This is a genomic window from Actinomyces sp. Marseille-P3109, from assembly GCF_900323545.1.
Lineage (GTDB): Bacteria > Actinomycetota > Actinomycetes > Actinomycetales > Actinomycetaceae > Actinomyces.
Genome location: NZ_OOHN01000008.1, coordinates 2,165,835 through 2,178,369, shown reverse-complemented (window position 1 = coordinate 2,178,369; position 12,535 = coordinate 2,165,835). Strand labels below are relative to the sequence as shown.

Genomic DNA, 12,535 nt, shown 5'->3' with positions numbered 1-12,535 from the left:
TGAAAAGGTCTTGCCTGAGTTTTGTTGGCGGCTCGAAGAAATCATCTAGTGTCAGGTCGCGCCCTTGGGTGTTCACTGGCGCCCCGGTGGCGGACGTCGGTCCCGAGGGTGGTCTGTTGTCGGTGAAGCTCGTCGACGGTGCTGACGGGGCGGTTGCTGTGGTGCTGGCTGTGGAGGAGGGGGGGGGGGTCGTTGGCTGTGGGGTGGGGTCGGAGGTGGTGGGCTGTCCCGAGCAGGCCACCAGGGTGAGTGCCGCGAAGGAGGAGAGGGTGAGGGCTGTGCGCCGACTGACAGACCACGTCGAATATTTCATATGGACATAATATGTCCGATATATCTAGGTTCTAAGGGATGCAAGACTTCATTTTCACATAATTATTCACAAATTATTTTGGCTGATTTGTCGATTGAGTTCTGCCAGCCTGGGTGTCAGTCGTCCTGCGGCAGTGTGCTGGCCACGCACCGGCTCTCTGTCCGTTCTTCCGCTCGTGCTCCGCGGCCTCAGTCGACCTCGACGATGACGGGGACGTGGTCGGAGGCGCCCTTGCCCTTGCGCTCGTTGCGGTCGATGGCGGCGCCGGTGACCCGATCCGCCAGGGCCGGCGAGGCGTAGACGAAGTCGATGCGCATGCCCTCGTTCCTCGGGAAGCGCAGTTTCTGGTAGTCCCAGTACGTGTAGTTGGTGACCCGCTCGCGCGTGACCTCGTGCATGCCCGCCTCGGCGAAGGCGGTGAAGGCCTCCCGCTCCGGCTCTGAGACGTGGGTGGCGCCCTCGAAGGCGCTCATGTCCCACACGTCCTCGTCCCTCGGCGCCACGTTCCAGTCGCCCACCAGCGCCAGCGGCAGGTCGGGCTCGGCCTCCAGCCAGGTGGCGACGTCGTCGCACAGGACCCGCAGCCAGTCCAGCTTGTACGTGTAGTGCGGGTGGGTGAGCTCGCGGCCGTTGGGCACGTACAGGCTCCACAGGCGCACCGGAGTCGCCCCCGACGCCGTGCCCACCGTCGCCCCGAGAGCCCGGGCCTCAACGGTCGGCTCGGTCTCGGGCCCGGTGGCCCACCCGGGTTGACCGGGGAAGGAGGTGACGACGTCGTCGAGTCCGACACGTGAGGCGATCGCCACCCCGTTCCACTGGTTGAGGCCGTGGATCGCCAGCTGATAGCCGGCTGTCTCGAAGGGCTCGACCGGGAACTGGTCTGGTCGGCACTTGATCTCCTGCATGGCCAGGGCGTCGATGTTCTCCCGCTCCAAGAAGGCCAGGACGCGGTCGACGCGGGTGCGGACGGAGTTGACGTTCCAGGTGGCCAGGCGCATGGCAGCAGGGTAACCGGTGGTGGAGCTGGTTCCCATCGATCACTCAACAAGCGCGCGTAGCCTGCCGTCATGGGAACAGCACTTGTCACCGGGGCCACCAGTGGCCTCGGTCTGGAGTTCGCCTGGCAGCTGGCTCAGGCACGTCATGATCTCGTCCTCGTTGCGCGCACGCCCGAGCGCCTGCGGGAGGTGGCCGAGGAGATGCGGCAGTTCGCCGGCGTTCAGGTGGAGGTCCTGCAGGCCGACCTGTCTCAGCGTGACGAGCTCGAGCTCGTCGCCGAGCGTCTGCGTGAGAAGAGCAGGCCCGTCGGGCTCCTGGTCAACAACGCCGGCTTCGGCCTGGGGCAGAGCTTCGTCGGTGGGGACCTGGCCCGGGAGGAGCAGGCTCTTGACGCCATGGTGCGGGCCGTGATGGTGGCCTCACACGCGGCCGCCGGCGCCATGGTCGAGCGCGGCCGCGGCGCCATCCTCAACGTCTCCTCCATTGCTGCGCACACCGTCGTGGGCACCTACGCGGCCCACAAGGCCTGGGTGCTCCGGTTCACCGAGGGGCTGGCCGTTGAGCTCGCGGGCACCGGCGTGACCGCGACGGCGCTGTGCCCCGGGCTCGTCCACACCGGCTTCCACGCGGCGGCCGGCATCGATGAGACCCAGTGGAAGGGGCCGGTGTGGCTGGATGCCGAGCGGGTCGCCGTCGAAGGACTGGCGGCGGTGCGCCGCGGCCAGGTCATTTGCACCCCGAGCCTGCGCTACCGCAGCGTCAACGCCGCTCTGCGGCTGGCTCCCCGCTGGCTCGTGCGTCGAATGGCCGACGATCCCGAGCGCTCCGGCCGTCAGCCGGAGTAAGGCCGGCGAGCCCTCCGGAAAATCGCGCAGGGCTGAGGGCTCCCGCTGGTCAGGAGGGCCGCGACCTGCAACGATCGCGTCATGGCTTCAATTACCTTTCATGGAGACCCTGTCAGCACCGTCGGCGAGCTGCCCGCTGTGGGATCGCCCGCGCCCGCCTTCGACCTCGTGGGCGCCGACCTCGCGCCGGTGACCAGCCAGTCCCTGGCCGGCCGCCGCGTGGTCCTCAACATCTTCCCCTCGGTGGACACCGGGGTGTGCGCCGCCTCCGTGCGCCAGTTCAACAAGCTGGCCTCCGAGCTGGACAACACGACCGTGGTCTGCGTCTCCGCCGACCTGCCCTTCGCCGGCTCCCGCTTCTGCGGCGCCGAGGGGCTGAACAACGTGGTCACCGGTTCCAGCTTCCGCTCCACCTTCGGTGCCGACTACGGCGTCACCCTGGCCGACGGCCCGCTGGCCGGTCTGCTGTCCCGCGCCGTCGTCGTCCTCGACGAGTCCGGCAAGGTCGTCTACACCGAGCAGGTTCCCGAGGTCGGCCAGGAACCCGACTACGACGCCGCCGTGGCCGCCCTGTCCTGACCTCTCTCTACCGGGAGTCGCCCAGAGCCCGCCCCTCCGCGCAACGCGGAAGAGGGCGGGCTCTCGCCGCAGTGAGTGTCTACCCGACGCGCAAGCGCCCACGGCCACTACCATCGACGTCGTGAGCACCAACGACTCCCACATCGCCCGCCTGGCCGAGCTCGTCAACGAGCTGTCCGTCGTCCGCGGCAAGGTCACCCTCGCCTCCGGCCTCGAGTCCGACTTCTACGTGGACATGCGCCGCGCCACCCTCCACCACGAGGCCGCGCCTCTCATCGGCCACGTCATGCTCGACATGCTGGAGGAGGCCGGTCTGGGCACCGATGAGATCGATGCCGTCGGCGGCCTGACCATGGGGGCCGACCCCGTGGCCGCCTCCATGCTGCACGCCGCCGCCTCGCGCGGCCTGGACCTGGACGCCTTCGTCGTGCGCAAGGCCGCCAAGGACCACGGCATGCGCCGTCGCATCGAGGGCCCCGACGTCACCGGGTGCTCCGTCGTCGTCCTGGAGGACACCTCCACCACCGGGGGTTCTCCGCTGGAGGCCGTCGAGGCACTGCGCGAGGCGGGCGCCGACGTGCGGGCCGTCGCCGTCATCGTGGACCGGGCCACCGGTGCTCGCGAGCGCATCGAGGCCGCGGGGCTGCCCTACTATGCGGCGCTCGGCCTGGCCGACCTCGGCCTGGAGTGAGTCCCCGACGGCGTCCGCCGGCATCTGCTCGCCGGGGCGAGGACGCTGATCGCATGGATCAGCCCGTCGACCTGCCCGAGGGGGAGCACCGGCCCGCGACGTCCACCCGGGCTCCGGTATCGTCCCCCGAGCTCTCGGCGTCCCCCGCGGCTCCTGCGCTGAGCCTGGAGGAGGATCGGCCCGCCGATGTCCGACAGGTCGGCGTCGGGCCCTGGCCCGGCGGAGCCGAGATCTGGCCCACCGACCCCCGCTACGACCGTGAGCTGCTCGCGGGAGGCGACCGGCGCAACGTCGTCGACCGCTACCGCTACTGGACCATCGCGGCGATCCGCGCCGACCTGGCCGCCCGAGCCCACCGGCTGCACATCGCCATCGAGAACGTCAGTCAGGACCTCAACATCGGCTCCATCGTGCGCAGCGCCAACGCCTTCAACGTCGCCGGCGTCCACATCATCGGCCGACGCCGCTGGAACAAGCGCGGTGCCATGGTCACCAACCGCTACCTGGACGTGCGCCACCACCCCGAGCCCGGCGAGCTGCTCGACTGGGCGGCGGCAGGCGGCTACGAGGTCATCGGCATTGACAACGGCCCCGGAGCGCAGCCCCTCGAGAGCGCCGCACTGCCCGAACGGTGCCTCATGGTCTTCGGCTCCGAGGGCGAGGGCATCAGTGCTGAGCTGAGCGCCGGCTGCGCCCGTCTGCTGCGCATCGGCCAGTACGGCTCCACCCGCTCCATCAACGTGGCCGCCGCGGCGGCCGTGGCCATGCACACCTGGATCCTCCAGCACGCGGGCCCCGCCCCGGACTGAGCCGTTGATCGGCTGCTCCGAGTCGCCGTTGGGAGTTGTCACCGCAGGCCGACGCGGACATGGATCTGGGGGTCGTAGCAGGTCTGCCCTGCGCCGTCCGGGACCATGATCCGGTTCACGTGGGTCCGAATTCGTGGAACAATCGGCCCCGCACCACTGACTCATACAGAAATCAGGAGGCACCCAGTGGCCATTGCAACCCCGGAGTCCTACGCCGACATGCTTGACCGCGCGAAGGCCGGCAAGTACGCCATTCCCGCGATCAACGTCACCTCGTCCCAGACTCTGTCCGCCGCCCTCAAGGGCTTCGCCGACGCCGAGTCCGACGGCATCGTCCAGATCTCCAACGGTGGTGCCGCCTACTGGTCCGGGTCCTCGCGCCTCGACCGCGTCAAGGGCTCGATCGCCTTTGCCGCCTACGCCCGCGCCGTGGGTGACCTCTACCCCGTCACCATCGGTCTGCACACCGACCACTGCCCCAAGAAGCTCCTGGCCGACTGGATCCACCCGCTCCTGGAGATCGAGGCCGAGCAGGTCAAGAACGGCGAGCTGCCGATGTTCAACTCCCACATGTGGGACGGCTCCGCCGAGGCCCTCGACGACAACATCGAGATCGCCGTCGACATGCTCAAGCGGGCCAAGGCCGCCAACGTCGTCCTCGAGATCGAGATCGGCGCCGTGGGCGGCGAGGAGGACGGCATCAAGGGCGAGGAGAACGCCAACCTCTACACCACTGCCGACGACGCCTGGAAGGCCGCCGAGGCCCTCGGCCTGGGCGAGAACGGCCGCTACATCACCGCCCTGACCTTCGGCAACGTGCACGGCTCCTACAAGCCCGGCCACGTCAAGCTCCGCCCGGAGATCCTCGGTGAGATCCAGGACGATGTGGCCAAGCGCCTCGGTGACCGTCTGTCCTCCAAGGTCGGTGACAAGAGCTCGCCCTTCGACCTGGTCATGCACGGCGGCTCCGGCTCTACCGACGAGGAGATCGCCACCGCGGTGCGCAACGGCGTCATCAAGATGAACGTCGACACCGACACCCAGTACGCCTTCACCCGCCCAGTCGCCGGCTGGATGTACACCAACTACGAGGGCGTCCTCAAGATCGACGGCGAGGTCGGCAACAAGAAGCAGTACGACCCGCGCGCCTGGGGCAAGGCCGCCGAGGAGGGCATGGCCGCCCGCGTCGTCGAGGCCTGCGAGCGCCTCGGCTCCGTCGGCTCCGCCCGCAAGTGAGCCTTTGCCCCACACAGGGGTGAGTGGCGAGCTCGGTCCGCCGCTGCACGTGGCCCCGGCACCATCACGGTGCCGGGGCCACGTCGTGTCTGCGTCACGAGGCGGCCGGGAGAGGGGCCGCTCATGAATCAGCCGAACGGTTACATTCTTGCAGGGCGACGTGGAATGGTGCCGCTTCGTGAGAGGAGGCGGTGAAGTCTCGGTATCTCGCGGAAACGGGATGATGGGTCGACGGCATTAAAGCATGACCCAGGTCACTGATTGCAATCCTTGCAGCAATGTGGGCTGAAATGTGTCATGATTGGCCATCGCCGTTAAACCGACGGATCCGCCGCCGGCCATGCGGCAGTCGCTCCTCGCGGACGCCCTTGTCCGCTCCTGTCCCATGCGTCCAAAGGAGGACCCCCAATGCGACTCATCTCCCGCCGCTCCATGCTGGGCGGAACCGCTGCGATCGCCGTCGCCGCCACCCTGGCGGCCTGCTCCAAGGGCTCGTCCGGCTCCGACGGCGATGGGGGCGTTTACTTCCTCAACTTCAAGCCCGAGTCGGAGCAGGCCTTCAAGGACATCGCGGCCGCCTACACCAAGAAGACCGGCGTGGCCGTCAAGGTCGTCACCGCCGCCTCTGGCACCTACGAGCAGACCCTGAAGTCCGAGGTCGCCAAGTCCAACCCGCCCACCCTGTTCAACCTCAACGGCCCCGTGGGCTACGGGAACTGGAAGGAGTACGCCTCCGACCTGTCCGACGCCGACTTCACCAAGCAGATGACGGACGAGTCCCTGGCCCTCAAGGGCGACGAGGGCAAGGTCGTGGGTGTACCGCTGGCCATCGAGGGCTACGGCATCATCTACAACGCCGCCATCCTCAACAAGTACTTCGCCATGGAGGGCGCCAAGGCCACCGCCGTCGACCAGATCAAGGGCTTCGACAAGCTCAAGGAGGTCGTCGAGGACATGCAGTCCAAGAAGGCCGACCTCGGCATCGAGGGCGTCTTCGCCGCGACCTCCCTGTCCCCGGGCGAGGACTGGCGCTGGCAGACCCACCTGGCCAACTACCCGGTCTACTACGAGTACCGCGATGCCAAGGTCGACGACCTCGACGAGCTCAAGCTGACCTACTCGGACAACTACAAGCAGATCTTCGATCTCTACCTCAACAACTCCACGATCGCCCCCACCGAGGCCAGCGCCAAGACGGTCACCGACTCCATGGCCGACTTCGCCCTGGGCAAGGCGGCCATGGTCCAGAACGGCAACTGGGGCTGGTCGCAGATCTCTGAGGTCTCCGGCAACACGGTCAAGGCCGAGGACGTCCACTTCCTGCCGATCTACGTCGGCGTATCCGGCGAGGACAAGAGCAACATCGCCATCGGCACCGAGAACTACCTGACGATCAACTCCCAGGTCTCCGACGACGCCCAGAAGGCCACCAAGGACTTCCTCACCTGGCTGTTCACCGACGCCGAGGGCTCCAAGCTCGCCGCTGAGAAGCTCAGCATCATCGCGCCCTACAAGGCCTACGCCGAGCTGGCCCCCTCCGACCCGCTGGGCAAGGAGGTCGCCGCGGCCATCACCAACAAGGACCTCACTCCCGTCAAGTGGGTCTTCCCGACCTTCCCGAGCCAGGACTTCAAGGACCAGCTCGGCCAGCACCTGGCTCAGTACGCCTCTGGTAGCTCGGACTGGGCGAAAGTCAAGGAGTTCTTTGTGACCACCTGGGCCTCTGAGAAGAAGTCGGCCAAGGAGGGCTGACGCCGTCGAGTCGCCCAAGGCCGTTCAGGCCCGTCCGAGTGCGCGGATGACGGCGCGACGGCGACTCATCTCCCCATCCCCTCTCCGTCCGGGGCGGCGCGCCCGAACGATCGATTCGTGCGTCGTCGCCCCGGTGGGAGCCCCCCCCTGCCACCCGGCCGCTTCAGCGGGTACCGGTCGCACCTCGAGGTAGATATGACCAAGGCACTGAAAAAGTTCTTCCCAGTATTTGCGGGGCCGACCCTGTTGGCCTTCATGATCGCGTTCATCGTCCCCTTCTTCATGGGGCTCTATCTCTCCTTCACCAAGTTCAGCACCCTGACCAACGCGCGGTTCGTGGGCACTGACAACTACGCCAGGGCCCTGGGGGAGCGCAGTGACTTCCCGCAGGCCCTCCTCTTCACCGCCGTCGTCTCGATCATCTCCATCATCACGGTGAATCTGGGCGCCTTCGCCCTGGCCTACTTCCTGACCCGCAAGCTGCGTGGAACCAACTTCTTCCGCGCCGTCTTCTTCATGCCCAACCTCATCGGCGGCATCGTCCTGGGCTACACCTGGCAGGTCATGCTCAACGCGATCCTGCAGCGCTGGGGCCAGACCATCGTCAACGACTGGCGTCTGGGTCTGGCCGGCCTGGTCATGCTCGTCAACTGGCAGCTCATGGGCTACATGATGGTCATCTACATCGCCGGCCTGCAGAACGTGCCGCCTGAGCTCATCGAGGCCTCTCAGATCGACGGCGCCGGCAGGTGGCAGACGCTGCGCAACGTGACCCTGCCGATGATCATGCCCTCGATCACCATCTGCCTGTTCCTCACCCTGGCCAACACCTTCAAGATGTACGACCAGAACCTCGCCCTGACCAACGGGGCCCCGGCCAAGCAGACCCAGATGGCCGCGCTCAGCATCGTCAACACGATGTACAAGAAGATCGGCCAGGAGGGTGTCGCCCAGGCCGAGGCCGTCATCTTCTTCCTCATCGTCGCCGCCATCGCGCTCATCCAGCTGCGCGCCACTCGTTCCAAGGAGGTTGACGCGTGAGCACCGCCGTCCAGACCCATGTCCCCGCAGCCGCCGTGTCCGCCAGCAAGGCGGGTCGGAAAGCGGCCCGGTACACGCCCGGTCAGAATGCGCTCGTGGGGGTGCTGGCCGTCCTGGCCCTCGTGTGGGTCGTCCCCCTGGCCTTCATCCTCATCAACTCCTTCAAGGGCAAGTTCTACATCGCCGACAGTCCCTTCGCCCTGCCGACCGCGAAGACCTTCGCCGGCCTGGACAACTATGCCACCGGCCTGGCCCTGTCCGGCTTCGCCAGCGCCATGGGCTGGTCGCTGTTCATCACGGTGGGCTCCGTCGTCGTCATCGTCTTCCTGACGGCGATGACCGCCTACTACATCACCCGCATCAAGACCTGGTGGACCTCGGCGATCTACTACGCCTTCGCCTTCTCCATGATCGCGCCCTTCCAGATGGTCATGTTCCCCACCGTCAAGGTGGCCGATCTGCTCGGCCTGGCCACGCCCTGGGGCATGATCGTCCTCTACCTCGGCTTCGGCGGCGGTCTGTCGGTGTTCCTGTTCGCCGGCTTCATCAAGTCGATCCCCATGGAGATCGAGGAGGCCGCCTACATGGACGGGTGCTCCCCGCTGCAGACCTACTTCAAGGTAGTCATGCCGCTGCTCAAGCCGACGGCGGTCACGGTGGCGATCCTCAACGCCATGTGGGTGTGGAACGACTTCCTCCTGCCCAACCTCGTCATCGGCCAGGACGAGCGGTACAAGACGATTCCGATCGTCATCCAGTCGCTCGTCGGGTCCAACGGCAACCGAGACATGGGCGCCCAGATGGCCATGCTCGTCTTCGCCATCGTCCCGATCGTGGCCTTCTACCTCTTCGGTCAGAAGCACATCATCGAGGGCGTGGCCGCGGGCGCGGTCAAGGGCTGAGGCCTGCGCCTGAGCCCCGCCCCCTTACTCGGGCGGTCCTCGATGCTCCACCGCGGGCATCGAGGACCGCCCGTATCATGTCCACGTCACTCCCACCGCTGTCGGCTCAACGCGGGCAACCGCGCCGGCAGCAGGTCCCGCTATCGCATACATGGCATGAGTCCTGCCTGAAGGAGGTCCCGTTGGCGCTGTTCCCCGGTCCCGACAGCCCGGCCTACCGGGCGTGGTCCGCGGCGGCCGACGTCGTCATCCTCAACGCCCTCACCCTGGCCGGCTGCCTGCCGGTGGTGACGGCCGGCGCCTCCCTGACGGCCTGTGCGCGTGTGGCCGGTGAGATGGCGGCCGACGACGACCCGGCGGTTGCCGCCACCTGGTGGCGATCCTTCCGCCTCAACCTGCGCCAGTCGCTGGCCTGGTGGCTGCCGGTGCTCGTGCTGCTGGCCCTCGGCTCCTGGGAGTACCTGGTCCTGGCCGACGGCATCGCCACGGGTGACCAGCACGGCAGCCAGCAAGGCGGCCTGGGTGGTGCGAGCAGCGCCGTGGCCGGGCTGGTGCTGGCCGGGGGAGCTCTCCTGGCCGCGATCCTCACTTGGCTGCTGCCGCTGGCGGCCTTCTTCGACGCGCCACTGACCCGGCACCTGTCCAACGCCGCACGGCTCGCCGTCGGCCGCCTGGGGCTGACGGTTATCTGCCTGGCGGTCCTGGCGGCTCCGGTGGCCGCCCTCTGGGGGCTGCCCGCCATGAGGACAGCCGCCCTCTGGTTCATGGTCCTCATCGGCCCGGCCTTCCAGGCCTACCTCATCGCCCTGCTCCAGCGCTCCACCATCGCCGGGCTCACGGCCGCTGCCCAGCCCTCCTCCTGACATCGCGCTCGCCTCATGAAGCCAGGAGGTGAGCACGACATGATCGCGACATGATGCTGTCGGTCCGGCTCCGGTAGGCTAGAGGACGGTGTGTCCACCGGCACGCCGTCACTGAAGTCAGGGAGCAGCCATGCCAGCCGTTGTCGTCGTCGGGACCCAGTGGGGGGACGAGGGAAAGGGCAAGGCGACTGACCAGCTCGGTCAGGACGTCGACTACGTCGTCAAGTTCAATGGCGGCAACAACGCCGGCCACACCGTGGTCATCGACGGCGAGAAGTTCGCCTTCCACCTCCTGCCGGCCGGTGTGCTCACCCCCGGGGTCACCCCCATGATCGGCAACGGCGTCGTCGTCGACCTGGAGGTCCTCTTCAGCGAGATCGCCGAGATCGAGTCTCGTGGCAAGGACGCCTCCAGCCTCCTCATCAGCGCCAACGCCCACATCATCCCCTCCTACAACCGGGTCCTGGACCGCACCACCGAGCGCTTCCTGGGGTCGCGCCAGCTGGGCACCACCGGCCGCGGGATCGGCCCCACTTACGCGGACAAGATGAACCGTGTGGGCATCCGAGTCCAGGACCTCTTCGACGAGTCGATCCTGCGTCAGAAGGTCCACTCGGCCCTGGACCAGAAGAACAGCCTCTTCCTCAAGGTCTTCAACCGGGCGGCCATTGACGCCGACGCCGTCGCCGACGAGCTGCTCTCCTACGCCGAGCGGGTCCGCCCCATGGTTGTGGACTGCTCCCTGGTGCTCAACAGCGCCCTCGACAAGGGCAGGACCGTCCTGTTCGAGGCCGGCCAGGCCACGATGCTCGACATCGACCACGGGACCTACCCCTTCGTCACCTCCTCCAACCCCACCTCCGGTGGCGCCTGCACCGGTACCGGTGTGGGACCCACCCGGATCGACTCGGTGGTCGGGGTCGTCAAGGCCTACACGACGCGCGTGGGGGAGGGGCCCTTCCCCACCGAGCTGCACGACGAGGTGGGTGAGCGCCTGCGTACCGAGGGCGGCGAGTTCGGTGTCACCACCGGCCGGCCGCGCCGCTGTGGCTGGCACGACGCCGTCGTCACCCGCTACGCGGCCCGCGTCAACGGGCTCACCGACCTGGTCATGACCAAGCTCGACGTCCTCACCGGCCACGAGACCATCCCCGTGTGCGTCGCCTACGACATTGACGGCACCGTCACCCAGGAGATGCCGCTGACCCAGTCCGACTTCCACCACGCCGTTCCCGTCTACGAGGAGCTGCCCGGCTGGAGTGAGGACATCAGCGAGGTGCGCCGCTTCGCCGACCTGCCACGGGCCGCCCGGGACTACGTGCTGCGCATTGAGGAGCTGGCCCACTGCCGGGTCTCCGCGATCGGCGTCGGGCCGGGGCGCGAGGCCACGATCTCGCGTTACCCACTCGTGGGCTGACGGTGGCTGAGACCGTCAGCCACCGTCAGCCACCGCCGTATATGCCCTGCCCCGGCGGAGGGTACGGGCCACCCGCTCCGGGCGGGGGCGAGCCAGGAGGCTGCTGATAGGGCTGCGGCGCTCCCAGGTATCCGGCCTGGCCGACCGGAGGCATCTGCGATGGAGGGTAGCCGCTCTGCTGAGGGGCCTGTGGGTAGTAGACCTGCGGCTGGGGCGGACCGCCTACGGGAGGGGTCGGTGAGGTGTAGGGGAGAGGCTGGTACATCGGTGCGGCCGCCGCTGCGTTGAACGACTGCTGCTCCAGAGCGGCGAGGTACTTCTGCTCCCGGTTCTTCCTGGCGCTGTTGGAGATGAGAGCGATGACTCCGCTGGCGGCCACCACCATGAGCATCAGAATGATGATGATCCATAACCCGGCGTTCCCGGAGGACTCCTTGACCGCCGCCTCGGCAGTGTCTCGACCGCGGGCCTTATTGTCGTAGAAGGAGTCGAACGAGACCTTGTTCTTGTGCTCCCCCTCTATCGTGCCGCCACCGGCATCCGTGACCTTCCCGGGGAAGACGACCGAGAGCGTCAGCGAGCTCTCCTTGTCCTCCTCAGATGCCGAGGCCACCGCGGTGTCGACGACGTATTCGTCTCCGTCATGTGTCACATACTCGTTCTCGGACACCGACCCGGTGATGACGGCTGTACAGGTGGGAGTCCCGTTCTTGGAGGAGAAGGTCACCTTCGGTGTCGCCGTGTCGGTTGAGAAGTTCTCCTCGGTGCAGAAGTCCTTGAGCGTCTGCTCGCCATCGGACGGCGCGGTGGCGAGGAAGGTCGTCGTCACCTCATCATCCGATTTGATATCGATCTCGATGGTGACCTTCTCCTCGTTAGTACTCGCCAAGGGGGCGGCGGCGTTCGCGGGAGCAGCCCCCGCCGTGAGGACGACGGTGACGAGACAGAGAAGGGCGGTCAGGGGTGTTGCCGGAGCATGTCGAAGAGCGGGGTGGTGCATGTGCCGCCTTAGAGCTGCGTGGACGAGAAGAAGGGCATCCGATTCCGTTGAACGGCGTCGGCGGCCCTGAGCACATCACATGTCTAAC

General features: G+C 67.3%; 13 protein-coding genes. 11 read left to right on the top strand and 2 right to left on the bottom strand.

The window, feature by feature from the left end; all coding sequences use genetic code 11:
* Nucleotides 1-122: 122 nt before the first annotated feature.
* Nucleotides 123-323, top strand: a complete 201-nt coding sequence (locus BQ8008_RS13750) for a hypothetical protein (protein WP_234415328.1) — start codon at nucleotides 123-125, stop codon at nucleotides 321-323.
* 178 nt (nucleotides 324-501) lie between these two features.
* Here BQ8008_RS13750 and BQ8008_RS09440 read toward each other — a convergent pair whose 3' ends face one another.
* Nucleotides 502-1,311 carry an exodeoxyribonuclease III gene (locus tag BQ8008_RS09440; RefSeq protein WP_108834848.1) on the bottom strand — a complete coding sequence of 270 codons (810 nt, stop codon included), beginning with the start codon at nucleotides 1,309-1,311 and terminating at the stop codon, nucleotides 502-504.
* A gap of 69 nt (nucleotides 1,312-1,380) precedes the next feature.
* On the opposite strand from BQ8008_RS09440, the gene BQ8008_RS09435 reads away from it, so the two are divergent.
* From BQ8008_RS09435 to BQ8008_RS09390, 10 genes are all read left to right on the top strand, one after another.
* A complete protein-coding gene (locus BQ8008_RS09435) occupies nucleotides 1,381-2,157 on the top strand; it encodes an SDR family NAD(P)-dependent oxidoreductase (RefSeq protein WP_108833788.1) in 777 nt (258 codons plus the stop codon).
* 81 nt (nucleotides 2,158-2,238) lie between these two features.
* The gene (gene tpx, locus BQ8008_RS09430; RefSeq protein ID WP_108833787.1) at nucleotides 2,239-2,736 is read left to right on the top strand and encodes a thiol peroxidase; all 498 of its coding nucleotides are present in this window, start codon (nucleotides 2,239-2,241) and stop codon (nucleotides 2,734-2,736) included.
* A 121-nt stretch (nucleotides 2,737-2,857) separates the two neighbouring features.
* Nucleotides 2,858-3,427, top strand: a complete 570-nt coding sequence (gene pyrE, locus BQ8008_RS09425) for an orotate phosphoribosyltransferase (protein ID WP_108833786.1) — start codon at nucleotides 2,858-2,860, stop codon at nucleotides 3,425-3,427.
* Between the two features lie 53 nt (nucleotides 3,428-3,480).
* The gene (locus BQ8008_RS09420; protein WP_108833785.1) at nucleotides 3,481-4,236 is read left to right on the top strand and encodes a TrmH family RNA methyltransferase; all 756 of its coding nucleotides are present in this window, start codon (nucleotides 3,481-3,483) and stop codon (nucleotides 4,234-4,236) included.
* Nucleotides 4,237-4,422: 186 nt separating this feature from the next.
* The gene (fbaA, locus tag BQ8008_RS09415; protein WP_108833784.1) at nucleotides 4,423-5,472 is read left to right on the top strand and encodes a class II fructose-bisphosphate aldolase; all 1,050 of its coding nucleotides are present in this window, start codon (nucleotides 4,423-4,425) and stop codon (nucleotides 5,470-5,472) included.
* A gap of 408 nt (nucleotides 5,473-5,880) precedes the next feature.
* On the top strand, nucleotides 5,881-7,224 hold the full coding sequence (locus BQ8008_RS09410; protein WP_108833783.1) for an ABC transporter substrate-binding protein: 1,344 nt from the start codon (nucleotides 5,881-5,883) through the stop codon (nucleotides 7,222-7,224).
* Between the two features lie 195 nt (nucleotides 7,225-7,419).
* On the top strand, nucleotides 7,420-8,265 hold the full coding sequence (locus BQ8008_RS09405) for a carbohydrate ABC transporter permease (protein WP_108833782.1): 846 nt from the start codon (nucleotides 7,420-7,422) through the stop codon (nucleotides 8,263-8,265).
* Nucleotides 8,262-9,167, top strand: a complete 906-nt coding sequence (locus tag BQ8008_RS09400) for a carbohydrate ABC transporter permease (RefSeq protein WP_108833781.1) — start codon at nucleotides 8,262-8,264, stop codon at nucleotides 9,165-9,167. Before BQ8008_RS09405 ends, BQ8008_RS09400 begins: the two co-directional genes overlap by 4 nt.
* A 182-nt stretch (nucleotides 9,168-9,349) precedes the next feature.
* A complete protein-coding gene (locus BQ8008_RS09395; protein WP_108833780.1) occupies nucleotides 9,350-10,030 on the top strand; it encodes a DUF624 domain-containing protein in 681 nt (226 codons plus the stop codon).
* A 130-nt stretch (nucleotides 10,031-10,160) separates the two neighbouring features.
* Nucleotides 10,161-11,447, top strand: a complete 1,287-nt coding sequence (locus BQ8008_RS09390; RefSeq protein WP_108833779.1) for an adenylosuccinate synthase — start codon at nucleotides 10,161-10,163, stop codon at nucleotides 11,445-11,447.
* A gap of 25 nt (nucleotides 11,448-11,472) precedes the next feature.
* On the opposite strand, the gene BQ8008_RS09385 is transcribed toward BQ8008_RS09390, so the two are convergent.
* A complete protein-coding gene (locus BQ8008_RS09385) occupies nucleotides 11,473-12,447 on the bottom strand; it encodes an LppM family (lipo)protein (protein ID WP_108833778.1) in 975 nt (324 codons plus the stop codon).
* Between the last annotated feature and the right edge of the window lie 88 nt (nucleotides 12,448-12,535).